Origin of the sequence: Williamsia muralis NBRC 105860 (assembly GCF_001598915.1) — a bacterium.
Classification (GTDB): Bacteria; Actinomycetota; Actinomycetes; order Mycobacteriales; family Mycobacteriaceae; genus Williamsia; species Williamsia muralis.
The window spans coordinates 270221-294270 of sequence record NZ_BDAP01000001.1; the positions used below are offsets into that span (position 1 = coordinate 270221).

21 protein-coding genes are annotated in these 24050 nt (G+C 63.3%); 9 read left to right on the forward strand and 12 right to left on the reverse strand.

The window, feature by feature from the left end:
• Positions 1–220 precede the first annotated feature (220 nt).
• Positions 221–1900, reverse strand: coding sequence for an FAD-dependent oxidoreductase (locus tag WIMU1_RS01280; RefSeq protein ID WP_062794806.1), 1680 nt, complete (start codon positions 1898–1900; stop codon positions 221–223).
• 177 nt (positions 1901–2077) lie between these two features.
• Between WIMU1_RS01280 and WIMU1_RS01285 the strand changes: the two genes are divergently transcribed.
• A complete protein-coding gene (locus tag WIMU1_RS01285; protein ID WP_174548689.1) occupies positions 2078–2938 on the forward strand; it encodes a 3-carboxyethylcatechol 2,3-dioxygenase in 861 nt (286 codons plus the stop codon).
• A 49-nt stretch (positions 2939–2987) separates the two neighbouring features.
• On the forward strand, positions 2988–3575 hold the full coding sequence (locus WIMU1_RS01290) for a nuclear transport factor 2 family protein (RefSeq protein ID WP_062794807.1): 588 nt from the start codon (positions 2988–2990) through the stop codon (positions 3573–3575).
• 67 nt (positions 3576–3642) lie between these two features.
• Here the strand turns inward: WIMU1_RS01290 and WIMU1_RS01295 are convergent, their stop codons facing one another.
• From WIMU1_RS01295 to WIMU1_RS01310, 4 genes are read right to left on the reverse strand one after another with little or no spacing between them, the layout of a single operon-like run.
• Positions 3643–4443, reverse strand: coding sequence for a crotonase/enoyl-CoA hydratase family protein (locus WIMU1_RS01295; protein ID WP_062794808.1), 801 nt, complete (start codon positions 4441–4443; stop codon positions 3643–3645).
• A 41-nt stretch (positions 4444–4484) separates the two neighbouring features.
• On the reverse strand, positions 4485–5585 hold the full coding sequence (locus tag WIMU1_RS01300; RefSeq protein WP_062794809.1) for a CaiB/BaiF CoA transferase family protein: 1101 nt from the start codon (positions 5583–5585) through the stop codon (positions 4485–4487).
• Complete coding sequence (locus WIMU1_RS01305) at positions 5578–5883, reverse strand: hypothetical protein (RefSeq protein WP_062794810.1); 306 nt, start codon at positions 5881–5883, stop codon at positions 5578–5580. The genes WIMU1_RS01300 and WIMU1_RS01305 overlap by 8 nt, the downstream gene beginning before the upstream one ends.
• A 51-nt stretch (positions 5884–5934) precedes the next feature.
• Complete coding sequence (locus WIMU1_RS01310; RefSeq protein ID WP_062794811.1) at positions 5935–7446, reverse strand: class I adenylate-forming enzyme family protein; 1512 nt, start codon at positions 7444–7446, stop codon at positions 5935–5937.
• Positions 7447–7791: 345 nt separating this feature from the next.
• Between WIMU1_RS01310 and WIMU1_RS01315 the strand changes: the two genes are divergently transcribed.
• The gene (locus WIMU1_RS01315; RefSeq protein WP_084248037.1) at positions 7792–9936 is read left to right on the forward strand and encodes an acyl-CoA dehydrogenase family protein; all 2145 of its coding nucleotides are present in this window, start codon (positions 7792–7794) and stop codon (positions 9934–9936) included.
• A complete protein-coding gene (locus WIMU1_RS01320; RefSeq protein WP_062794813.1) occupies positions 9933–11123 on the forward strand; it encodes a CaiB/BaiF CoA transferase family protein in 1191 nt (396 codons plus the stop codon). The genes WIMU1_RS01315 and WIMU1_RS01320 overlap by 4 nt, the downstream gene beginning before the upstream one ends.
• A gap of 105 nt (positions 11124–11228) precedes the next feature.
• Here the strand turns inward: WIMU1_RS01320 and WIMU1_RS01325 are convergent, their stop codons facing one another.
• The 5 genes from WIMU1_RS01325 to WIMU1_RS01345 all read right to left on the reverse strand — a co-directional run bounded on the left by WIMU1_RS01325 (position 11229) and on the right by WIMU1_RS01345 (position 15571).
• On the reverse strand, positions 11229–11999 hold the full coding sequence (locus WIMU1_RS01325) for an SDR family NAD(P)-dependent oxidoreductase (RefSeq protein ID WP_062794814.1): 771 nt from the start codon (positions 11997–11999) through the stop codon (positions 11229–11231).
• A 186-nt stretch (positions 12000–12185) separates the two neighbouring features.
• Positions 12186–13520 carry a TetR/AcrR family transcriptional regulator gene (locus WIMU1_RS01330; RefSeq protein WP_062794815.1) on the reverse strand — a complete coding sequence of 445 codons (1335 nt, stop codon included), beginning with the start codon at positions 13518–13520 and terminating at the stop codon, positions 12186–12188.
• A gap of 70 nt (positions 13521–13590) precedes the next feature.
• Positions 13591–14022 carry a MaoC/PaaZ C-terminal domain-containing protein gene (locus WIMU1_RS01335; RefSeq protein WP_062794816.1) on the reverse strand — a complete coding sequence of 144 codons (432 nt, stop codon included), beginning with the start codon at positions 14020–14022 and terminating at the stop codon, positions 13591–13593.
• Positions 14019–14471, reverse strand: coding sequence for an FAS1-like dehydratase domain-containing protein (locus WIMU1_RS01340; protein WP_084247936.1), 453 nt, complete (start codon positions 14469–14471; stop codon positions 14019–14021). Before WIMU1_RS01340 ends, WIMU1_RS01335 begins: the two co-directional genes overlap by 4 nt.
• On the reverse strand, positions 14468–15571 hold the full coding sequence (locus tag WIMU1_RS01345; RefSeq protein WP_062794817.1) for a phosphotransferase family protein: 1104 nt from the start codon (positions 15569–15571) through the stop codon (positions 14468–14470). The genes WIMU1_RS01340 and WIMU1_RS01345 overlap by 4 nt, the downstream gene beginning before the upstream one ends.
• A gap of 90 nt (positions 15572–15661) precedes the next feature.
• Between WIMU1_RS01345 and WIMU1_RS01350 the strand changes: the two genes are divergently transcribed.
• The 3 genes from WIMU1_RS01350 (at position 15662) to WIMU1_RS01360 (ending at position 19499) form a co-directional block, all read left to right on the forward strand.
• A complete protein-coding gene (locus WIMU1_RS01350; protein ID WP_084247937.1) occupies positions 15662–16744 on the forward strand; it encodes a TIGR03857 family LLM class F420-dependent oxidoreductase in 1083 nt (360 codons plus the stop codon).
• Between the two features lie 118 nt (positions 16745–16862).
• Positions 16863–18299: an aldehyde dehydrogenase family protein gene (locus WIMU1_RS01355; RefSeq protein ID WP_062794818.1), complete on the forward strand. Its 1437-nt coding sequence runs from the start codon at positions 16863–16865 to the stop codon at positions 18297–18299.
• Between the two features lie 36 nt (positions 18300–18335).
• The gene (locus tag WIMU1_RS01360; protein ID WP_062794819.1) at positions 18336–19499 is read left to right on the forward strand and encodes an NDMA-dependent alcohol dehydrogenase; all 1164 of its coding nucleotides are present in this window, start codon (positions 18336–18338) and stop codon (positions 19497–19499) included.
• A gap of 256 nt (positions 19500–19755) precedes the next feature.
• On the opposite strand, the gene WIMU1_RS01365 is transcribed toward WIMU1_RS01360, so the two are convergent.
• The gene (locus tag WIMU1_RS01365) at positions 19756–20958 is read right to left on the reverse strand and encodes a CaiB/BaiF CoA transferase family protein (protein ID WP_062795674.1); all 1203 of its coding nucleotides are present in this window, start codon (positions 20956–20958) and stop codon (positions 19756–19758) included.
• Between the two features lie 365 nt (positions 20959–21323).
• Between WIMU1_RS01365 and WIMU1_RS01370 the strand changes: the two genes are divergently transcribed.
• Positions 21324–21716 carry a Zn-ribbon domain-containing OB-fold protein gene (locus WIMU1_RS01370; RefSeq protein ID WP_062794820.1) on the forward strand — a complete coding sequence of 131 codons (393 nt, stop codon included), beginning with the start codon at positions 21324–21326 and terminating at the stop codon, positions 21714–21716.
• Positions 21713–22897 carry a thiolase family protein gene (locus WIMU1_RS01375; RefSeq protein WP_062794821.1) on the forward strand — a complete coding sequence of 395 codons (1185 nt, stop codon included), beginning with the start codon at positions 21713–21715 and terminating at the stop codon, positions 22895–22897. The genes WIMU1_RS01370 and WIMU1_RS01375 overlap by 4 nt, the downstream gene beginning before the upstream one ends.
• 99 nt (positions 22898–22996) lie before the next feature.
• Here the strand turns inward: WIMU1_RS01375 and WIMU1_RS01380 are convergent, their stop codons facing one another.
• Positions 22997–24046 carry an alpha/beta hydrolase gene (locus WIMU1_RS01380; RefSeq protein WP_062794822.1) on the reverse strand — a complete coding sequence of 350 codons (1050 nt, stop codon included), beginning with the start codon at positions 24044–24046 and terminating at the stop codon, positions 22997–22999.
• Positions 24047–24050 lie beyond the last annotated feature (4 nt).

Sequence of the window (24050 nt, forward strand, 5' to 3'; positions counted from 1 at the left end):
GGACTATGACCGGCGTCACTCCTACTGTTTGACGACAATGTTATCGAACCGTGATCTAAAGGAATGCCAGAATTTGGACTGCGGCGGCGATTTGGGCATGTGGCAACGGCGGAAGGCGTATCGCACCGATCGTTCACGCTGCGTCGGCGGAAGTCTAGAGCGGGACCACAGATATCCGTCAGTGTCAGATAGCGACAATTCGAACGCGACTGGTGGGTAGTCAGTCCCCGCGAACCACAGCCCTCATCGAGTCGACGTCGACGAACTTCACCCGCGGCCGCTTCCGCGGTTTGCCCGCGGCCTTTTCGGCCTTGTCGATCAGTGTCCACCCGGCAAAATCGACGACTTCAGGAGCCCGTTGCGACACCAGGTCTGCGAAAGAATCCGTGTCCTTCGGCGGATCTGCGAGTGCGCCGGCGACATAGTCCTGAAGGAGGAGGTCGACGGTATCGGCCGCGCATTTCTTGTTGGTTCCGATGACACCGGACGGACCCCGCTTGACCCACCCGGTGGCATAGACGCCTTGGATGGGCCGATCGCCGCCCAGCGCGACAACCCGGCCCTCGATGTTCGAGATAACACCACGAGCGTCGTCGAAGGGCACTCCGGGGACTGGGGCACCTCGATAGCCGACCGCCCGGAGGATCAGGGTCGCGTCGATCGTCTCGTCTGTCTCTGTCGCTACGGCGACGACTGTGCCCGTGTCGGTTAGTTCTAGTTTGTTGCGCGTGACGCGGACGGACTCGACCCGGTCGGTGCCCGAGATCTCGGTGGGGGAAGCCAGGTACCTCAACACGAGGCGTTTCGCCGCACCGGAACCGCCCTCTTCGGCGACCTTACGGGCCAGGGAGACCTTGGCCTTGACCGACGATTCGGTGTCGGGTGAATCGAGGATGCCGCGCGTCACTTCGTCGATCTGCGTCTCGTCCGGATCGATCAAGAGGTCGACTCCGGGCAGGTGGCGCAATGCCATCATTTCGGGATTCGTGTAACCGGCTTGCGCGACACCGCGACGGCCGAGTACGACCACTTCGCGGATGTTACTGGTGCGCAACACTTCCAGTGCGTGGTCGGCGATATCGGTGCGGTCGAGGTCATCCGGATCGGTAAGCAGGATGCGGGCGACGTCGAGTGCAACGTTGCCGTTGCCCACGATGACGGCCCGTTCTCCGCTCAGGTCGTAGGTCCGGTCCGCGAAGTCGGGGTGGCCGTTGTACCAGCCGACGAATTCGGTGGCCGTGTGACTGCCGGGCAGATCTTCTCCACTGATGCCAAGGCGCCGATCGGATGACGCGCCGACTGCATAGATGACTGCGTGGTTGTGGGCGAGTAACTCTTCGTGCGTCAGGTCGACACCGATCTGGACTCCGAGATGCAGCCTGAAGTTCTTGCGGCGCTCCAGGGTTCGGAAGATGTCGGTGACCGCCTTCGTGCCCGGGTGATCGGGAGCGACCCCGGACCGCACCAGTCCGTACGGGGTGAGCAGGCGCTCGAACATGTCGACCTGGACACCTTTGAGCGCGATCAGTTCGGACGCTGCGTAGAACGCGGCCGGCCCCGAGCCTACGATGGCCACGCGCATCTGCGAGAAATCCGCCTTCCGCCACAGGGGCTTCGGGACGTCGAGCTGTCCGGTCTGCAGGGGGTGCTGTTCGAAGTAGTCGGCGTTGAGCTCGATGAACGGGAGCTCCGGGTCGTCCAACTCGTCCTCTGCCTTGATCGCCTCGACGGGGCAGGCCTCCACGCACGCGCCGCAATCGATGCACGTCTGCGGATCGATGTGCAGCATCTCGGTGCGCATGAAGTCCGGCTCATCGGGTGTCGGGTGGATGCAGTTAACCGGGCATACGTCGACGCACGAGGCGTCGTTGCAACAAGCTTGCAGGATCACAAAAGCCACGAGTGTCGCCCTCCAGTATCTGACAGTTACGTACACTTTGAGTGTGGATACCTCGATCTGTCAAGTGTGTAAGACATGACTCTCGACTAGTGTGGGCAACTGATCTAACGTCAGTGTCACTATTGGTTCACTTGCCGCGACAGTCAGGCGGCCGAACGTGTAATGACAAGGAGTGTCATGACCGAACAGAACCGGCTGGTGGTGTGCGCAAGTCACAGCCCCGGCATGGAACGCGACACCGACCATGTCTTCGGATCCGAGTTCCGGGCCGGTCTGGCGGACGCGCGCGCCCTGGTGACCGAGTTCGACCCCGACTTCGTCATCTTGTTCGGCGGCGACCATCGTCGCGCTTTCCGGCACGTCGTCCCGACCTTTGCTGTTGCCATGACGGCGTCGATACTCCCTGAAGGGGGCCACGCCGAAGGAACTCTTGACATCCCGGTCGACGTCGCCAAAGACCTTGCGGCCCATCTGCTGGACTCCGAGTTCGACATCTCGATCTGCCGGGATGTGGGCCTCGACCACGCCTTCGCGCAACCGCTGCGAGACCTCACCGGAGATCTGAACGCGTACCCGGTCATCCCGGTGCCGATCAACTGCGCGACGGGGCCGTTGCCGTCGGCTGCGCGGGTCCTTTCATTCGGAGAAGCTGTCGGACGATTTCTCGACACCCTCGATGCTCGCGTGCTCGTCATCGGAACCGGAGGGTTGTCGCACTCCCCACCCAGCCTTGAACTCGATGCCTACGACATCAGCGACGAGGAGCGTCGCCGCGTGATCGCCGAGGGCGCCGCGGCTGCACGCAAGAAGATAAAGCCGCAGTGGGACAAAGCGTTCCTGAACGCGCTGGCCGAGTGGGATGGTGCCGAACTCGCCTCACTCACCGACGACGCGCGCGCCCAGGCCGGTGTCGGTGCCAACGAGGTACGAACCTGGCTCGCCGCGGGAGCCGCGGGCGGTGGCAAACCGCTCGACGCGATCGTTTACCAGCCGGTAGAGGAATGGATCACCGGGATGGGGCTCGCCGTGTCGCGGTGAGCCGCACTAGGACAGCAACCTCGGGTCGCAAGAGAAGGAAGGGATTTTGATGGCGGATTTCGAAAAGGCAGAAGTGGAAGCCGCGTTCCGGCACTACTTCATGGTTGGTCAGGTCGCCGAGGACTGGGAAGCGTGGGCGAACCTCTTCACCGGTGACGCGACCTACACCGACCACTTCTACGGCACCTTCACCGGACCCGACGAGATCGTCCGCTTCATCGAAGGGACCATGGGCGGCGCACCGCACGTCTACAACCCCCTGATCTGGTACGTGATCGACGGACATCGAGTGGTCTATAAGCTGGCCAATCGTGCCGACAATCCGCAGCCCGGCGCTCCGCCCATCGACTTTCCGTCGCTGCAGATCATCGAGTACGCCGGGGACGGCAAGTGGCGTTCGGAAGAAGACGTGTGGGTGATGGGTGAGATGAAGGCCTTTGCCAAGAAATATGCCGAGGCATCTGCGCAGTGGCCGCAGACACTCGACGAGAAGCTCAGCCGCAAGGATTGGGGGCCCTGGGTGGACTGGGCACGGCCCGAGCCTGGACACATCGCGCGGCCATCGTGGGTCGATCGTGAGGGATTCACACCGTTCGCGAGTATCGATGAGATCAATTTCGGCGTTCGTTCGCACTGAGTGACGCCAAAACGGACTGCCCCGGAGTATGGCTCCGGGGCAGTCCGTTTGAGTTGGTGCGAGCCGGTCAGCGACCCTGCCAGACCGGGGCTCGCTTCTCGGCGAAAGCCCGCGGTCCCTCCTTGGCGTCTTCGGAGTACGCAATCGCCGGAAGTGCGGCGTTGGTCATCTCCCAGCCGGCGCTTTCATCGGGCCGTTCGCCAGTCTCGCTCTGCGCCAGTGCGATCCTCTTGGTGGCGGCCACGGCGAGTGGCGCGTTCGACGCGATCTTCTCGGCGAGCGCCAGTGCGGTGTCGACGACATCGGCCGCCGGTACCACGCGATTGACCAAATGCAGCTCGAGAGCCTGCGCAGCGGTGATCGGTTCGCCGGTCAGCAGCAATTCCATCGCCACGACCGGTGGCAGTTTGGCAGCGAGGCGGAACGCACCGCCGGCTCCGGCGATCAGACCCCGCGTCACTTCTGGCAGCCCGAACACCGCGGTATCGGCCGCGACGACCAGATCGCTGGCAAGCACCAGTTCGGTGCCACCGCCGAGGGCGGGTCCGTTGACGGCCGCGATGGTGGGTTTGCTGATCGCCTGTCCGACATAGCCCGCCAGACCCCACTGCTCGCGTCCTGGCGGGATCACGGGTTCTCCGCGCATGAGGGCCTTGAGGTCGGCGCCGGCACAGAACGCTTTGTCGCCGGCACCGGTGAGCACTACCGCGCGAACTTCCGGGTCCTTGTCTGCCTCAGCCAGGGCATCTCCCACTAGAATGCACATCTCGGCATTGACGGCGTTGCGCGCCTGTGGACGATTCAGGGTGATGAGCATGACGTGCCCGCGGCGCTCGATCAGCGCGGGAGGTTCAGGTGTCTCGGTCATGGTTGATTCCTCCAAAGTAGTTGTCGAACAACGGATGACGATCAAGCCCAGACGTCCACGGCGTCGACAGCGTGGCGGGGCGGTGATGCAGGCACTGCGGGCGACGTGCGTGAGAACGATGGTGCAGGTGCAGGTTGGGTGATCCCGTCGATTGTCGTGAACACACCGCGGGACACCATGTGCGGATCGGTCTCGGCTTCGGCAAAAGTCAGGACCGGGGTGACGCAGGCATCGACGCCGGCGAACGTGGTTGCCCACTCGTCACGAGATCGCGAAGCAAAGCGTTCGGTGAAGAGTTCGCGCATTCGTGGGTAGTTCTTCCGATCGCGCTGGGCGCCGACCTCGGCCGGATCGATATCGAGAGTCTTCAACAGCATCGAGAAGAATTGCGGTTCCAGGGCCCCGACCGCGACGTACTTGCCGTCGGAGCATTCGTAGGTGTCATAGAAAGGAGCAGAGCCGTCGAAAACGTTCTCGCCCCGGTCATCCGACCAACGACCGGATCCGCGCATGGCCCACAGCAGGTGTCCGAGTGCCGGCGTGCCGTTCACGATCGCCGCGTCCACGACCTGACCGCGCCCGGAGGTCTGCCGTTCGACGAGCGCGGAAATGAGGCCGATCAGCAGGAACATCGATCCGCCACCGAAGTCGCCGAAGAGATTCAGGGGCGGGGCCGGACGTTCACCCGGTCGCCCTACGGCGTGCAGCAGCCCGGTCAATGCGATGTAGTTCAGGTCGTGGCCGGCCTCCATCGCCCGAGGCCCGGTTTGTCCCCATCCGGTCATGCGACCGTAGATGAGACGTGGATTGAGTTCGGCGGCGTCGTCGGGGCCGAGGCCGACGCGTTCTGCCACGCCCGGGCGAAATCCCTCGATCAAGATGTCAGCCTGTTGCACAAGGCGTTTCACCTCGAGCAGGTCGCCGGAGTTCTTGAGGTCGGCTTCGACGATTGTTCGGCCTCGAAGCCCGGCACCTGATGGTTGTCCGGGCGCAGGGAGCCCACCTCGTCGCTGAACGCGCACCACGTCGGCACCTAGATCTCCCAGCACCATCGCGGCGTGGGGACCCGGGCCGACGCCGGCGAGTTCGAGCACCCGGATTCCGGCGAGAGGACCTCTGGCGGGAATGCGGTGATCAGTCACTGGAGGGAAGTGGCTTGGCGCTCTTGATGTCCAAAGGTGTGCCGCCGAGAGAAAGGCTTCCGGCACCGGGCTTGGTGACAAGGATTTCGACGGTGTCGGCAGCATCGACGTAGCGTTTGCCGATCTGAGTGCCGCCGTCGAGTCCGGCGGCCGGCGTGAGGCCTGGAGTCGGCGTCTGCGCCACATCGATCATCGGCTGGCCGCCGCAATCGAGTTCCGAATCACCGTTTGCCGCTTTGATGATGATGACCTGCGTGCCACAAACCTGGCTTTGCAGACGAGTTCCGGTTTTCAACACGGTGTCTCCCTTGTACTAGTTGTTGATTCAACGCCCCGGGGTCACCCCCGGTTACGCGGATGATGCCGCCGACGGTTCGACGATGTCCGCTACGACTTTCTTGCGCAATATCTTTCCCGTTGCGGTTGTCGGGAGATCGTCGAGAAAAACAATCCGGTCCGGCGTGCGCGAGCCTCGGAGGCGTTCCCGAACGTAAGTCCGCAACTCCTCGGCATCGGGGTTGGCCTCCGGCTCGACAACCACTGCAGCGACGATTGCCTCACCCCAGTGATCGTCGGGCACACCGACGACCACCACCGAACGTACCGAAGGATGTTGTACTAGTACGTCTTCGATCTCGGCAGGCGCGATGTTCTCGCCGCCGCGAATTATGGTGTCGTCGTTGCGGCCGACGATGAACAGGAAACCCTCGGAGTCGGTGTATGCGAGGTCCTTGGTGGGGAACCATCCCTCGGCGTCGAGGACCGACCCGGCCCCCATGTACTCGCCGGAGACCTGCGGTCCGCGAACCCACAGCTCGCCTTGCTCGCCTGCGACCACCGGGACGCCATCGGCGTTCCGCAGCTGGATCTCGATGCCCGGTACCGGCCGTCCGATGGATCCCAGACGCGCCTGCACAGCAGGGTCGTCACTTTCCAGCGCGGCGCGGTGATCCTCGGGTCCCAGAAGCGCGATGGTCGAACTCGTCTCGGTCAGTCCGTATGCGTTGACGAAACCGGCTCCGGGGAATGCGCGCAGCGCAGCTTCGAGCGTCGGACGCGGCATCCTTGCTCCGCCGTAGGACAGCGATCTGAGTGTGGGGACGTCGGCGGGCTCGCCGGCCAGAACATCGACGATGCGGTCCAACATCGTCGGCACGACCATTGCGGATGTTGCACCTTCACGACGCACAAGTTCCACCCATGCGCGCGCATCGAACTGCGGGAGATAGATCATGCGCCGACCTGCGTAAATGTTGGTCAGGATCGTCCCCATGCCGGCGATGTGGTACGGAGGGACGCTGATCACCGCACCGTCTGATTCGGCCGCCGACCCGTATTCCACCGTGCTCATGACGTAGCTGAGCAGGTGACTGTGCCGGAGGATCACACCTTTGGGCGCAGATGTCGTTCCACTGGTGAACAGGACGATCGCCGGATCGTCCGGGTCGACGGTGGCGGCGGGTAGAGGATCCGCTGCGGCGGCACGCGACACCGCGGCGAACTGATCGGTGGTCATCACGTCGAGAACGGAGGACAGTTCGGAAACGTATCTGGGGTCCGCGATGACTAGAGGTGAGTCGGTGCGTGCGATCAACTGCTCGAGTTGGGCAGTTGCCAACCGGTAGTTCACTGGCACGAACGGAACACCTGCATGGGCGGTGGCGAACAGCAGTACTGGAAGTTCCAGCCCGGAGTTCCCGAGGAAGACGACGTTCTTGGCGCCGGTCTCCGCGATGACGGTCGCCGCGCCGGCAACCAGTTCGCCGAACTCGGCGTAAGTCAGCGACGTGTCATCGACCGTGATCGCCGTCTGGTCGGGGTTGCCCGACATCGCCATGTCCAAGATCAGCGAGATGCTCATACAGACTTCCAAATCTCTCGTGTGACGTGGACTCCACGTACAGGACCTCAGGACCGCCTCGACGACGGATGTAGTCGAATGTTCCGGCAGAATGACGTGGGTCACTTCTAGGTGAAACCATAGTAGATCATCTGACACATTGTCTACGCGTTGGCCGAATCAGTTCCCCTTGGGACTGCTGACGACCATTTATGCAGTTCAGAACCAACTATCTGGACTGCGCCAGCCTCCTGGACGGTTTGTAGCCTCGTTCTACAGCGAGCCTTGAATATCCGTGATCTGACATCTAGGGTCAGTTGCGTATGCCGAAAGGCGAACGAGTTCGCAAATCGAAAGGTGGCCGAGATGGCGCTTGCCATATCCTCCGAACACATTGACCTGGCAGATGCCGCAGCAGGGCATCTCGCGCGCCATGGTGTTCGCCAGGCCGCGCGCGACTCCCTTGACGGAAAAGCTGATCTGGGGAAGTTCTGGTCCAGCACTGCGGACCTCGGCTGGCTCGGCCTGCACCTTCCGGAAGAATATGGTGGCTCGGGCTACGGCATCGCGGAGTTGACCGTTGTACTCGAGACGATGGGGCACGATCTGGCACCCGGGCCGTTCCTGCCGACGGTCATCGCGTCGGCCGTCATCGCGCACGCCGGCGACACCGACCTCAAGGCGGAAGTCCTCCCCGGGCTGGCGGACGGATCAACGGTTGGTGGGGTCGGCCTCGCGACCGGATTGTCTCTCGACACCGACGGCTCGATCAGCGGCCAGGTGCGCGCCGTGTTGTCGGCTCCGGAGGCAGACCTACTCGTCCTCGCGCTCGGCGACGATCTCGTGGTGCTCGACAAGACTGCTCCCGGCGTCGACATCACTGCTGCGAAGGCCCTCGACACCACCCGCGGGCTCGGTACGGTCTCGTGCTCGGGTGTGACGGTCCCGGCCAATCGAATTTTCCGCGGCGCAACACGTTCGGGACGAAGCATCCTGCGCATTCTCGCGTCGGCGGAGGCCATCGGCGGGGCGTTGGCTTGTCTGGAGATGGCGACCGATTACGCAAAAGTCCGTGAACAGTTCGGGCGAACCATCGGCTCTTTCCAGGCGGTCAAGCATCACTGTGCCAATATGCTCATCGCCACCGAGGCGACCATTGCGAGCACGTGGGATGCCGCCCGCGCGAACGACATCGACGGGACCTGGTTCGCTGCGGCTGTCGCTGCCTCCTACGCGGGTCCGACACAACTCAAGAACGCACGGATGAACATCCAACTCCACGGTGGCATCGGCTTCACCTGGGAGCACGATGCGCACCTGTATCTGCGCCGGGCAACCACGGTCGCCGCCATCCTGTCCGACGGAACCGATCCGTTGTCCGACATCGTCGCCGCCTACCGGGCCGGACAGGCCCAGGGTGCGTCGTTCGAGCTGCCCGAAGAAGCCGAATCGTTCCGCGCTGCTGCGCGCACCGAGGCAGAGGCTGTTCGGTCCCTGCCCGAGGCTCAGCGTCGCGATCACCTCGTCGACAGCGGATACTTTGTCCCGCACTGGCGTAAGCCCTGGGGACGTGAGGCCGGGGCAATCGAGCAGTTGGTCATCGAGGAGGAATTCGAGGGCATCGACCTTCCCGACCTGGGAATCACAGGCTGGGTCAATCTGACCATCGCGCAGGTGGGTTCGGATGACCAGCGCAACCGCTGGATCGAGCCTGTGCTCCGCGGGCGGGACCAATGGTGCCAGCTGTTCAGCGAGCCCGGCGCCGGATCGGATGCCGCCGCCGTCCGGACCGTCGGGAAGAAGGTCGACGGTGGCTGGCGGGTGACCGGCCAAAAGGTCTGGACCAGTGTGGCTCTCGAATGCCAGTGGGGCCTCGCGACCGTCCGCACCGATCCTGATGCATCCAAGCATGCGGGAGTATCGATGATGGCAATCGACCTTTCGTCCGAGGGCGTCCAGATCCGCCCATTGCGTGAGATCACCGGTGACGCGCTGTTCAACGAGGTGTTCTTCGACGAAGTCTTCGTGCCCGACTCCGATGTGGTCGGGGGAGTGGGCGAAGGCTGGAAGGTCGCCCGCGCCACCCTGGGCAACGAACGCGTATCCATCGGTGGCGGAAGCGGTTCCATCGCATTCGGTACGGCAGAGTTGGTGAAGTTACTCGACGAAACCGGATCGACTGACGGCGAGCACCGCGTCGGCGAGATGATTGCCGAAGCCCACGCACTCCGGCTGCTGAATCTGCGGCAGGCTGCCCGCGCGGTGATCGGTGCGGGTCCCGGGCCGGAGGCCAACGTCACCAAGTTGGTCAAAGCGGAGCATTCGCAGCGTATTACCGAGCTCGGTATCGATCTGGCCGGCACCGCGGCGGTCACCGGCGATACTCCAGAGTTGACCTACGCTTACCTCTTCGCACGTTGTCTGACCATCGCCGGTGGTACATCGGAGATCATGCGCAACACCATCGCCGAACGCCTTCTCGGGCTGCCTCGCGATCCCTTGGCGCGATGACAAGCACACACCCGTTGCCGCTCAACGGCATCACCGTGATCAGTCTTGAGCAGGCGGTAGCGGCCCCGTATGCCACCCGGCAACTGGCTGATCTCGGTGCGCGGGTCATCAAGATCGAACGCCCCGGTGCCGGTGACTTCGCGCGGGGCTATGACGAGACGGTGCACGGCGAATCGAGCTACTTCGTCTGGCTGAACCGGTCGAAAGAATCTCTCACCCTCGACCTCAAGAGCGCTGCGGGGCAGAAGGTACTGCGGGAACTGGTCGCCGGCGCGGACGTATTCCTCCAGAACCTGGGGCCCGGCGCGACAAGCCGGATGGGTCTTGGCGCAGACGCCCTCAAGGAATTACATCCACGCCTGGTCGTATGCGACATCACCGGTTATGGCGAAGGGCCGTGGCAATCGCGCAAAGCCTACGACCTGCTGGTGCAGGCCGAAGCCGGGTTGCTTGCAGTCAGCGGTACTGAGGATGATGTGGCGAAGGCGGGTATCTCGGTCGCAGACATCGCGGCCGGGAGCTTCGCGTACTCGGGGATCCTTGCCGCGCTCTATACGCGCGCGATGACGGGAGAGGCTCCGGCAGTCACGGTCTCGCTGTTCGAGGCTTTGGCTGAATGGATGGGTTCGCCGATGTACTACTCGCAATACGGCGGCACACCCGCGCGTCGCACCGGCGCCAGGCACGCGACCATCGCCCCCTATGGTCCGTTCACCGCGGGAGACGGCGGCACGGTGCTTTTGGCCATTCAGAATCAGCCCGAATGGGAGCGCCTGTGCACGGAGGTCTTGGACCTTCCGGATCTGGTAGACGACCCGAGATTTGCGAAAAACCCTGCCCGCGTTCTTCATCGCGAGGAGCTGGAGGCCATCATCACCGCGGCCATCGAACCCTTCAGCGCGGACGAACTCGAAGAACAACTCGAAAACGCTGGGGTTGCCAACGCCAGGATGAACACCATGGCGCAACTGTGGGATCACCCGGTGCTCTCCGAACGAGATCGCTGGCGTGACGTAAAGACGCCTGGCGGGCACATCCGGGCGCTGTTACCGCCCGCCACCCTGCGGGGGGTCGAATCCCGGATGGATCCGGTTCCGGCACTGGGCGAACACACCGCGGCGATTCTGAGAGAACTGGGCAGGTCCGATACCGACATTGCCGAGTTGCGCGAACAGAGGGTCATCTAGATCGACCTTCGGACCACAAGTGCACATCGTCCAGCCACGAACACATGTTGTGCAACATGTGCTTGTGACTGAACGGTGTGCTTTTGTGGTCCTCGCCAGAAGTGGCTACTTCGGCTGGAACCGCAACGCGCCGTCGATGCGGATGACTTCACCGTTGAGATAGTCGTTCTTGGCGATGTGCTCGACCAGAGCCGCGTACTCCGACGGGCTCCCCATCCGGTTTGGGTAGGGAACCGTTGATCCCCAGTGTTTTTCGGCCTCTTCGCGCTCCATCTGGAACGCCGGGGTGAAGAAGGTACCCGGAGCAATGGCCATCACACGGATGCCCTGCTTCGTCAGGTCGCGGGCGGCAGGCAGTGTCAGTCCCACGACACCACCCTTGGCGGCCGAGTAGGCCGTCTGGCCGATCTGTCCCTCGAACGCGGCGATGCTTGCGGTGTTGACGATGACGCCACGGTTGCCGACTTCGTCGGGCTCGTTCTTGGACATCGCGGCAGCGCCGAGACGCAGCACGTTGAAGGTCCCGTTTAGGAAGAGGTTGATGTACCACTGGAACTGCTCGAACGAGGCCGGCTCACCGTCGCGACCGACGACGCGTGACGCGCCGGCCGAACCGCCGTGGGCATTGACGACGATACGAAGAGGCGCAAGCTCATTGGCGACCGCGAGCGCCGCGTTGACACTGCCCTCGTCGAGCACGTCGGTGCTGACGTACCGTACGTGATCGCCGAGCTCGACTTCGAGGGCCTTGCCTTTCTCGTCGTTGAGGTCGGCGATGACGACGGAGGTGCCAGCGGCGGCCAGGGTGCGAACCGTGGCCTCACCGAGACCGCCGGCGCCACCGGTGACGAGCGCGGATGCGCGACTGATATCCATCTGGAGTTTCCTCTCCTGCCTCGGCACTTCGATCGAGCGCCGACGTGGCTTATAGAACCGAACTCCATCAAAGATGACATAATTGTCAGAAGCAATCAAGTTCCGAACTGGCCAATACTCAAATATCCTGCAGGACACAGGCTATGGCAGCAGAGCGCCAACCGCCGGTCGTCAGATGGAAATTACTCAGGTCAGGTGGGTGAAGAAGCCACGTCTGATGCAGGCGATCAAGAGATCGGCGGTCGCGTCTTCCGACAAGGGCGGTGAGAGTTCTTGTGCAGCTTGCGGAATCCTGGCCACCAGTGAGCGGAAGATGATGGCCGCGACGACCGGATCGAACGGGTAATCCCGTTTCCTCGTGACGAGGTCGGCGACCATCGCTGAATCCATGGCCGCCTGTCCGCAAATGCCCAGCTGGGTGACGATGTCGTTGTCCGTGGTCTTTTCGGTCCAAGCGCCGATGGATCCCGAGTAGTACGTCGTGAAGGCGGTGAAGCTGCTGATCCACGCACGGAGTTCTGTGGTGTCGGGGTCAGTGAGATCGATCTTGCTCAGGCGTTCGGCGTGTTCGATTGCGTGCCCGGTGCCCTCGATGCTGATGGCGACGAGGAGATCCTGCTTCTCGCTGAAGTACTTGTAGAAGGTGCCGCGGGCGAGGCCGGCCTCCTCTACGATGTCGTCGACGCTCGTGCGGTGGTAGCCCTTGAGCCGGAACTGCTTGGCGCCGGCGTCAACCAACGTGCGGACGGTTTTGATTGCGCGCTTGCTCAGATTCGCCGTCCGGTCCTCCGTCGACAGGCCGGCGGTCGACGGAAGCGCAGGTACTTTGATTACCGGGTCTTCTGGCGGTGTCTCCAACGGAATGCTGTTCAGAACGGATGACGGAGTCTCGGGAAACAAAAGCAATTGAAGATAGACGGACAATGAGTCGACCACGGCCTGTGTGTCTCGGCCGTAGGTTCGATCGGTGGCGAGGAACAGATTGATGCGGTGCACGATCGCGATCATCGCCATCGCTGCTATCCGCGGCTCGAGTCCCTTCAGTTCGGACTGCTCGAGGCGCGCGGTAACAGTTCGGGTGTATCCGGACATGAAGGTGTCGATCTGCGGTCGGACGGAGGTATCCGCCATGGCAACGCTCGTCCACTGCACGAACATCGTCGAGTAGCGATCGAAGACCCAGCTCCACTCGCCGAGCCACCAGTTGAGGTTGTCGAAACCGACTTTGGTGGGACCCAGCGGGCCAATACGCCGCGCCACCCGGAAGAGTGCCCGTCCACAGACATCGAGCAGTTCCAGAAAGATCTCGTCCTTGCCGGGAAAGTATTGATACAGCGTCGCTCTAGAGATGTCGGCTTCCTTGGCGATCGCGTCGACCGAGGTGTTGAAGAACCCCACACGACCGAACAATTCCAGGGAAACGTCAACGATCTTGGTGCGCGTGTTAGCGCCCCGGCTACCCACATCGGGGCTGGACGGGCCGTAGCTGGCTCGGCGTGTAATCGGCGTTGTATCTGACACTGGAGGTCAGCCTAACTGCTGATTGCCGTGATTGACGACCGACAGTCCGGAATCGGGACCGTCGGTTTCGTCACGTTGTCGCCTTGGGAACGACGAAATCGGCCGACCCGGCGATCGCAACGGCGCCTGTCTGTCGAGTACAGACCAACTCCACCGTGGCCACGACCTCGCCGCCGGCGCCCTCGGTGATCGCGGTGACGGATCCGTTACAGGTCAAGACGTCGTCCGGCCAGACCTGTTCACGGAACCGGACACCGAAGCGTCGTACGTTTTCGGCGCCGAGCCAGTCGGTGGCGAAGGTCGCGAGCAATGCTGACTGATGCATTCCCTGGGAGAACACAGAGGGGTTGCCCGCGCTGCGAGCCATGTTGTCGTCGTAATGCATCGGATTCAGGTCACCGGAGGCGCCGGAATATCGGACAAACATCTGACGGGTCAGTGGTCCGAATTCACGTGGGGCGGCGGTGTCTCCGACGGCGACAGCGGCTTGGGTGCTGGTCATTGTGTTGCTCCTCGAGCAGCGCGTTCGATGAAGGTTGCCTTGGCCTGCGCGACGAGGTCGCCGGCGCGGTTCCGATAGTCGGTGACCACCACGGCGAATCGCATCTGGCCACCGCGTTTGCCGGGCTTCTCGTATCGGTCGACGATGCGCTCCTGCGCCACCAGGACGTCACCGACCTTGGGAGGAGGGCCGGTGAACGTGTACTCCTGCTCACCGTGCAGCAGACGCTTGCGCTCGAAGCCGACGTTGATCCGAACGCCGGCCGGTGCCCATTGCGCGGCGTTTACGAGAAATGTGGGTGGGATGATCGCGTCGGGACCCTGATAGGCAGGGTTGTCCGACTGCATCGCGGCGGAGAACTCGCGGATCTTTCCTTGCTCGATCACCATCTCCCAGGGCTGGCCGGTGGTGCCGACCGGTGATGGCTGCGGCGGTGCGCTGTTGGTCATCTGGCTCCTCGGGTGCTTAGTTCGGTGAGATATCGGTCGACGAGTCCGACAACGGTTGTGGGGTAGCTGTGGGCCACCTCGACGTCGAGACCGTCTCTGGCGAGGTGAACGGCGAGGCGATTATTGATGAGCGACAACACAAATGCCGCCACCAGCTTGTAGTAGGTGATGTCACCGTCGACTCGTCCACCGAGTTCGACGTAGCGACGGACGGTCCCATCGCTGTCGAGAACACCGGGAAGACGTCGGAAACCCATTGCCTCACATAGGAATTCCTCAAACATCAACCACCAACCCAGGTCGATCTCCGGCGGTCCGGTGGTGGCGGTCTCCCAGTCGAACAGCGCGGCAACCGACATGTCGTCGGCGAAAGACATGTTCCCCACCCGGGCATCACCCCACACGACGCCGTCCCGGTCGTTGGCCGGCGCTCCGGTCATGATGACGTCGAACGCGCGCTCGAGGGTCTCCGACCCGACCACGAGGTCGGAGCGGGCCCACTCGTACCACTTACGGAGATTGTCGAGGTAGCGGGCCAGCCCGGTGGCTCCGGTCATCAGATCGCCGCGGAGGAAGTCCAGCACGTCCGGATCGTCAACCCGGTGAATCGCGACCAAGGACTTTATCGCGTTGTCGTAGAGCAGTTCTCGTTGCTGCCTCGAGAGCTCTGTAGTCCAGCCGCGCTTGTGCCAGCTGGGAACGTCCGATGGCGTGCGGCCGGCGACTCGACGCATGAGGTAGAACGGGGCGCCGAGTACCGACTCGTCATGTTCGATCCACACGATCTGGGGAACCGCGATACCTGCCGTATGGCCGAGCCGCTGCATGATCTCGGCCTGTCGAGGAGCATCGGGCGTGGTGAACAGCTGATGGTCCGACGCCTGCATACGTAGCACCAGGTCCGTCTGCTGCCGGGCTCCGGCGGTGTCTGTCCAACTCGCAGTGAAGAACACCGTCTTGCCCGAATAGCCCGCGTCAGGCGCCGAGAAGTCGGAGATCTCGAACTCGGTGCTGTCGGACGCGATGCGCGCGGGAAGCCAGGAGTCCAGAACTTCGCGAGCGCCGCCACCGAGTTCACCTCGGGTCGGTGTGTAAACCATGCGATTGCCTTTCCGGGGCCCGAACAGCCGCCGATAAACTCGGAAGCGAACGCCCTTTCTTAAAGTGACCAACACTGTCAGAATAGGGCTATGACCGACGGAAAATCCAACATTGCCGAAATTGTGCCGGACCCGGCCCGGAATGCCGAGCATCGAACGTCCCTCGCGCTGGGCGCCTACACACTCCCTGGGCGAGTGCCAGATCCTCGGCCGGCGATCAGTCAGGCGATCGAGGCCGAGCGGCTGGGATTGAGCACGCTGTGGCTCAGCGAGCGCTGGGGCACGAAGGACTTCGGTGTTCTCTCCGGGGCCATCGGCCAGGTCACGGACACGATCAAGATCGCCTCGGGGATCACCCACTTCCAGTCGCGCCATCCGGCGATGCTCGCTTCGATGGCGATGACCGCCCAGGCGATGTCGAACGGACGAATCATCATCGGGATCGGGCGTTCGGTCGATGCCATGTGGAAGGCGGTCGGACTGCACCCGTCCACGAACGCCTCGATTGTCGACTCGGTCGAACTCTTCCGTCGACTGTGCGGAGGCGAGAAGGTCAAGTACGACGGACCGGCAGGCAAATATCCGTCTCTTCGTCTCACCGATCTCCCGGACCAGCCGATACCGCCGCTGGTGTTCGCTGCGATCGGCCCCAAGGGTCTCGGAATCGCGGGTGCGCATTTCGACGGAGTGCTTCTGCATCCTTTCCTCACTCCGGAGGCAGTTGCCCGGTCGGTGCAACAGGTCCGCGACGCGGAGACACAAGCCGGTCGGCCGGCTGGCAGCGTTCGGGTTTACGCGACCGTGGTGGTCGCGTCCGGACTCGACCCCGACGAGGAGATGGCCGTGGTCGGCGGGCGCGCTGTGACGTATTACCAGATCCCCAACTTCGGTGAGCAGCTGGCGAAGGTCAACGGGTGGTCGGTCGACGACCTCGACGCGCTTCGCGCGCATCCGCACCTGATCGGTGTTCGGGGAGCAGCAGATTCGGTCAGGACCCGCGAACAGCTCACCGAGGTGGCGTCGTCATTGCCCGAAGAATGGATCCGGTCGGCGTCCGCGGTGGGTTCGGCGAGCGAGTGCTGGGACACCTTCGAGAAATATCGCGATGCCGGCGCCGATGAACTGGTCCTGCACGGCAGTACACCCGACCAACTGGGGCCGCTGTTCGGCTGAAACAAGGGCGGTGAGCGATCTTTGCTCTAGAGTGACATTACTGCCAGAATTGATCCGATTCGATGGGCGACCGCTGCATTTTGCTCCGACGCTCGCGGAGAAGAATGAAAGGTTGCACGTGTACGAATACGAAGGCATGTACGTGTCGGGCAAATGGAGCCCGACGTCCGGGCCGGAGATCGAGGTCCGGTCGCCGGCGGACGGCGAGCTGCTCGGCCAGGTCAGTGAGGCGACTGCGGCCGATGTCGATGTCGCAGTCGAGGCTGCTCGGGCGGCTCTCGAGCGCGGTCCCTGGAGTCGTAGCACGCCCGCGGAGCGTGCCGCGGCGATCACCGCGCTGGCCGACGCGATCGAATCCCGAACAAAGGTCTTCGCCGACGTCGTCTCCGCGGAGGTCGGGTCGCCGCGCAAGTGGACGACGTTCGGTCAGCTGGCCACCACACTGGGCGTCTACCGGTCCTGTGCCGCCATCGTTCCGGACTACGAGTTCGAGGCGAAACGATCATCGGTGATGGGTGGCGAGGTGCTGGTTCGCCGACTTCCGGTCGGCGTGGTCGGCGCGATCGTGCCCTGGAACGCACCGCTGTTCACCGCCGCGTTGAAAATGGCTCCTGCGCTGGCCGCCGGGTGCACCATCGTCCTCAAGCCGTCACCGGATGCGCCGCTCGGTCTGTCGATGCTCAGTGAATGCATCGAAGAAGCCGGGATCCCGCCGGGCGTGATCAACATCGTTTCCGGTGGAGTCGAGACCGGCGTGGCACTTGTCGCTCACCCGGGTGTAGACAAGATCAGCTTCACCGGATCCACCGGTGCCGGAAAACAAATCGGTGCCGCCTGCGCCCAGGACGTCCGCCGCGTCACGCTTGAACTCGGCGGCAAGTCGGCCGCCGTCGTCCTCGACGATGTCGTCGTCGACTCCACACTCATCAAGGGTCTGGTCACCGGCGTGATGGCGAACAACGGTCAGATCTGCGCCGCGCAGACCCGTATTCTGCTGCCGCGCAGCCGCTACGACGAAATACTGGAGCCTTTCGCCGCAGCCGTCGCCGCGATGCGGATCGGTGATCCGGCGGAGCGCGACACCGAAGTCGGCCCGGTCATCAACGTCGCATCACGTGACCGGATCGAGGCGGCAGTTGCCGCTGCCATCGATGCCGGCGCGCGCGTGGTCGCGGGCGGAGCCCGGCCCGAGGGTTTCGACGACGGGTCGTACGTGAGCCCGACTGTGCTCGCGGATGTCGACAACGACATGGCGATCGCCCGCGACGAGTTGTTCGGACCGGTGGCCGTGGTCATCGCCTACGACGACGACGATGATGCGGTGGCCGTGGCCAACGACTCCGAGTACGGACTCGCGGGCGCGGTCTGGTCGGCCGATTCGGAGCGGGCCACCCGCGTCGCGACACGTATGCAAACCGGTTCGGTGTCGATCAATTCGCCTGCACCACTTGACTTCGGAAGCCCTTTCGGGGGTTTCAAGAAGTCCGGTATCGGACGCGAAGGCGGGCCGGAAGGCATCGCGGCGTACCTCGAATCGCAATCGATCATCCTCTGACGTCTCGTCAGAAACGTAGTGTGGAAGGACAAACATATGGAGACCAAGGCCGCGGTCCTGTGGGAGCGTAATGCTGCCTGGCAGATCGAAACCATCGAGCTCGATGCTCCCAAAGAGCAGGAGGTGCTCGTCGAGCTGCATGCTTCGGGGATGTGCCATTCCGACGAGCACATCGTGACCGGCGATATGCCGTTCCGGTTGCCCTGCATCGGCGGACATGAAGGCGCGGGTGTGGTGAAGCAGGTCGGCTCCCACGTGTCCTGGCTGGAGCCGGGGGATCACGTGGTCTTCGGGTTCATCCCGTCGTGTGGACGATGCCCGTCGTGTTCCAACGGGCACCAGAATCTGTGCGACCTGGGTGCAAAGATATATGGCGGCAATCAGATCCAGGACGACACCGCCCGGCACCACACCAAGGGTGAAGACCTCGCGCTGTCCTGCGGCGTGGGTTCGTTCGCGCACCACACCGTGGTGAACGAAGCCAGCTGCATCAAGATCGAACCGCACCATCCGCTCGACCGCGCGTGCCTGCTCGGCTGCGGATTCATCACCGGGTGGGGTTCTGCTGTCTACACCGCGGACGTACAGCCGGGGGAAAACGTTGTCGTGGCCGGCGTCGGTGGTATCGGCGCGGCTGCGGTCCAGGGTGCGAAACTGTCCGGAGCCCGGACGATCACGGTGATCGATCCGTCGGAATACAAGCGCGAGATCGCACTCTCCATGGGTGCCACCCACGTGGCCGCGTCATGGAAGGAAGCGCCGGGTGTGGTCGCCGAGGCGACCTGGCACCGAGGCGCCGACAAGTTCATCTGCGCCATGGGTGTCGGTGAAGGGCGTTTGATCGCAAAGGCTTTGGCCATGACGGCCAAGCGTGGCCGCCTCGTGGTCACCAACATCCATCCGATGCTGGAGCGGGAGGTGTCGGTGAACCTGATGGACCTGACCCTGCAAGAGAAGCAAATTGTCGGCAGTCTCTACGGCTCGGCCAATCCGCGTGCAGACATCCCCAAAATCCTGGAGCTGTGGAGTGGTGGGCTCGTCGATCTCGACGCGATGGTGACCCGGAGCTACCCGCTCGAGGGTGTGAACGATGGCTACGACGACATGCGCGCCGGAAAGAATGTTCGCGGCATCCTGCGGTATCCGGCTGCCGAAGCGGCAGACGCCGCTGCCCTGGAAACCGCTTCTGCCGGAGTCTGATTCACCGACGGGCGACGGTGCCCTTCTGACCGTTGACCGTGCCCTTACGCGCGTCGAGTGGGCCCTTGCTGAAATTAACTGCGCCAAAACGACTGTGCGCGGCAGGCTGAAGACCACTCGATGAGACCAAGGGCCCGATCGACGGTTACAAGGGCACGGTCAGCGCGCTTAACGGCCCGATCGACGGCTTCAAGGGCCCGATCAATGACAAAGAGGGAGTGCACCTTTCGGTGCACTCCCTCTTTGTGTCCGCGGCCTACAGGATCGCGCCGCTGACCTTGTATCCGATGATCTCGTCCATCGACAGTCCGAGCTCTTCGAGCACAGCGTCGGTGTGTTCGCCGTGGTCGGGTGCCCGGGTCAGCTCGCTGGGCGTCTCATTGAACTGGATGGGTGTGTTGACCAGTTTGTAGTCGACGCCGTTCGAATCGGTGAGATCCGAGATGTACCCGTTGGCCACGACCTGCGGATCGGTGACGACCTCGCGAGGCGTCTGGACCACAGACCACGAACCATCGATGTTGGCGAGGTCCTTCTTACATTCTTCGAGCGTCCGTTTGCCGAACGCATTGTTCAGGACCTCGATGGCTTCGAGGCGATGTTCGCCGCGTTTTGCGTGACTTTCGAACCGAGGGTCGGTGATCATCTCTGGGATCCCCAGAGCGGTAACAAGTTCCGGCCAGAAGCGGTCCGACTCGAGCATCACCAGTGAGATGAACCGGCCATCGGACGTCTTGTACATGTTCACCAGCGGGTTCGCCGCAGTCGCTGGTGTGTGCTTCGGGTAGCGCTCCATGTCGAACGCGTGCGCACCCGCGATCGTCGCACCCATCGACCAGGCACCCATTGCCAACAGGGAGCTGTCGACGGTCAGGGCCTCGCCAGTGCGTTCACGGTGCAGGAGTGCGGTGGAGATGGCGCCGGCGATGGTCAGTCCACCGAGCACGTCACCGAACGCAGGCCCGGGCATGGTGAGCCGGTAATCGAGTTCGTCCGGGCTGACGTTGTCGGCGGCACCGCCACGACTCCAGAAGGACGTCATGTCGTATCCACCGCGGTTGGACTCTTCGCCGCGTTGACCGGTCGAGGATCCGCGGACATAGACGATTTTGTCGTTGACCGCCCGGACGTCGTCGACGTCCAGTCCGAGCTTCTTGCGGGCGTCGGGGCGGAAGTTCGTGAGGAAAACATCGGCTGTCGCGATCAGCTTCATGAGAATCTCATGGCCCTCTTCGGACTTGAGATCAATCGCGACACTGCGCTTTCCGCGGTTCGGCAGTTCGAACATGTGGTTGACCCCGCCGGCCGGGATCAGGCCGGACGTGACCAGTCCGCGCTGGGGGTCGCCGGATTCGGGATGCTCGATCTTGAGCACATCGGCGCCCCACTCCGCCAGGATCGCCCCCGCGACCGGCACGTACGTCCATGCCGCCACCTCGACAACACGGATTCCATTCATCACACCGACCACGGCATTGTTCCTTTCGGTCCAGACTTCGATGGAACGGGTCGCGACCGAGTGTCGTCGTGTGCCCCATCGACCAGTATCTGACTGAGTGTACACATAAAATTGTCCGATTTGTGTCGCGCATCACTGCGAATTCAGTGCCTGATTTTGCAGGTGTAAGGACTATTTCGCTATGGCAGGGCCGCTGGCGCACGAATCGAGGACAAGCTATCTGACGCTATGACCATAAGTGGTAGCCTGACTACCCGTGACCGGCGTCACGCCGGCACCACGTACTGCCACTTGGGCAACCGGTGGTTCTCGGAAGGAATTAGACGATGTCAACTGAGACGGGCCGGTCAACTGAGACGGGCCGGATGCTTCCGGAGGTGACCTTGGAATCCCAGGCCTTCTGGACCGGTGGATTCAAAGGCGAACTCCGCATCTACCGATGCCAGGACTGCCGTGGCTGGATTCATCCACCGGTGGGCGCCTGCTGGCGCTGCCGGAGCCGGAATGTCGGACCTGAAGCGGCGTCCGGGCGCGCGCGGATCGCCTCGTTCACCATCAACCACCACCCGTGGCTCCCGGCCTTCCCTCCGCCTTATGTCATCGCGGTCGTGGAACTCGACGATCAGCCCGACGTGCGGCTGACGACGTGCATCGTCGAGATCGACGTCGATGCAGTCGAGATCGGGATGGCGGTCGAGGTCGTCTTCGAAGAGCATGACGACGTGGCCCTACCATTCTTCAGGCCGGTGGCAGCATGAGCTTCGTAGACGACAAGGCCGTCATCAGCGGTATCGGCCAATCACAGATCGGCAGGCGGATCGGTCGCTCGGGCATCGATCTCGCGCTCGAGGCCACCGAACGGGCAGTGGCCCATGCGGGTCTGTCGTTCGACGACATCGATGGCGTCGCAAGCTATCCCGGTCCGGTCCTGGCCGAGGGCGGTTTTGTCGGAGCGACTACGCACGATGTTCGTGACGCATTCGGTCTCAAGACCAAGTGGCATGTCAGCGGTGTCGAGACCTCCGGGCAGATCGGCACACTTCTCGACGCCGCGGCAGCAATCTCGTCCGGCCGGGCCACACACGTCCTGTGCTTCCGGTCCGTGTGGGAGGCAACCGCTCAGGCATCGGGGCGCGCTGCCGCGCTGACCGGAAAGGCGATGCGGGCATCAGGCCACGCGGAGTTCCGGATGCCATTCGGCGCTGCCTCTCCCGCGAACTGGATCGGAATGTACGCCCAGCGCTACATGTACGAGTTCGGTCTGACGCGTGAGCATCTCGGCAAGTTGGTGATCAACGCCCGCAACAATGCCGCATTGAATCCGAACGCGATCTACCGCAAGCCGATGACGATGGACGACTACCTGAATGCCCGCATGATCTCGACGCCGATGGGCCTCTACGACTGCGATGTGCCGTGCGACGGCGCGACGGCGATCATTCTGTCCCGGCGGGAAGAGACCGGAGGGCTCGCCCACACGCCGATCACCATCGAGGCGGCCGGTTCGGCCCTCTATGAGCGCCATACCTGGGATCAGCGTACGGATTTCACGACGATGGCATCACACGATGCGGCGGCGTCGATGTGGGACAGCACCGAACTCACTCCCGCCGACGTCGACTTCGCAACCCTCTACGACGGATTCAGCTACCTGTGTTCGCAGTGGATCGAAGCACTGGGTTTCGCCGACCACGGCAAGGTCGGTCAGTTCCTCGACGACGAGGGTTACTACGCGATCGACGGCACGCTGCCGATCAACCCCCATGGCGGACAGCTCTCCGCCGGACGTTTGCACGGGTACGGATTCCTTCACGAAGCCTGCACTCAACTCTGGCGAGAGGCGGGGGACCGGCAGATCAAGAAAGATCTGTCGGTCGCAGCGGTAGGTATCGGTGGCGGTCCCGAGGCGGGCTCGATGCTGCTGCGTCTGGACGCCTGACACACTCGTCTCCACCCGAACGCGTAGTGCCCACCGCAATTGCGGTGGGCACTACGCATTCAGGTAGGCGGTGGGCCTCCACCGGTGGCTACGGGCTGATCAGATCCCATCGACCCACGACGTTGCACGGTCGAAGAACTCCCGATTGTTCAACGCGAGGTTCATCGAATGGCCGGCCCCGGGCAGCACATACGTGCTGAGGTCGGCCTGCGGGAAGAACGGCTGTTCGGACCGGTACAGACTGTCGGCATCGGTGCAGTCGGTGAGCGAACCGCCACCGCCCTGGGCGCAGAAGACTTTGTCCGCCCGGCCATTGGCGATGAGCACCGGAACATCGATGTCAAACGTCGTCGGGATGAACACCGGAATGGTCGCCAGGACCCCGATGGTGCCGGCGACCCGGCTCGCCTCGTCGGCAGCCACGACCCCCGGGTCGGAGTCGCCCGGTGCGTGGAATGCTTTCGCGCGGGCGTCGGGGACGCTGAGGTAGGTGTAATCGCCGGCCGGGACGGAGTCCTTGGTGAGCGGATCGAGGAGTGCGGGCCGCACGGTGCCCTGGATCTGCAGGATTCCGGCCGGACCAGGAGCGTGCGAGGCGCCACTGATCAACAGCCCGTCGACGTCGTGATAGGTGCCGGCTTCCATCATCGCTGTGAGCGAGCCGAACGAGTGCCCGACCAGGACGATCTTCTCCCAGCGATGGCCCAATTGCCCATCGCGGGCAGCCGCGATGACCTCGTGAACGGTCTGCGCGGCCGTATACGCCGAGACCTGAGCGCCGGGCGGTTTCGAGCTGTTCCCGACCCCGATGGGATCGATTGCCAGAGTGGCTTTTCCGGACTCCAAGGCGTGTCCGACGTACGAGTATCGACTGTCGAATCCTGGGAAGTCCCAATACGAGCGGTCATAGGTTGCGCCCGGGATCAGAATTTGCAGGGTGGTCCCCGGACCACCGTCCGGGACGCAATAACTCCCGGCTATGTGGGAGGTGTCCGGGCCGCCGGGATCGAGAGCCACGGGAACCGAGACCTCGGTGCATCCGGTGGTCTGACGTGGGGCCGCGCCGGCAACCGGTGCGCACAGTCCGACGGCCACGGCGGCCGCGATGACTGGGTAGATGCAATGGCGTAGTGGAAGAGAGAGTTTCATCGCC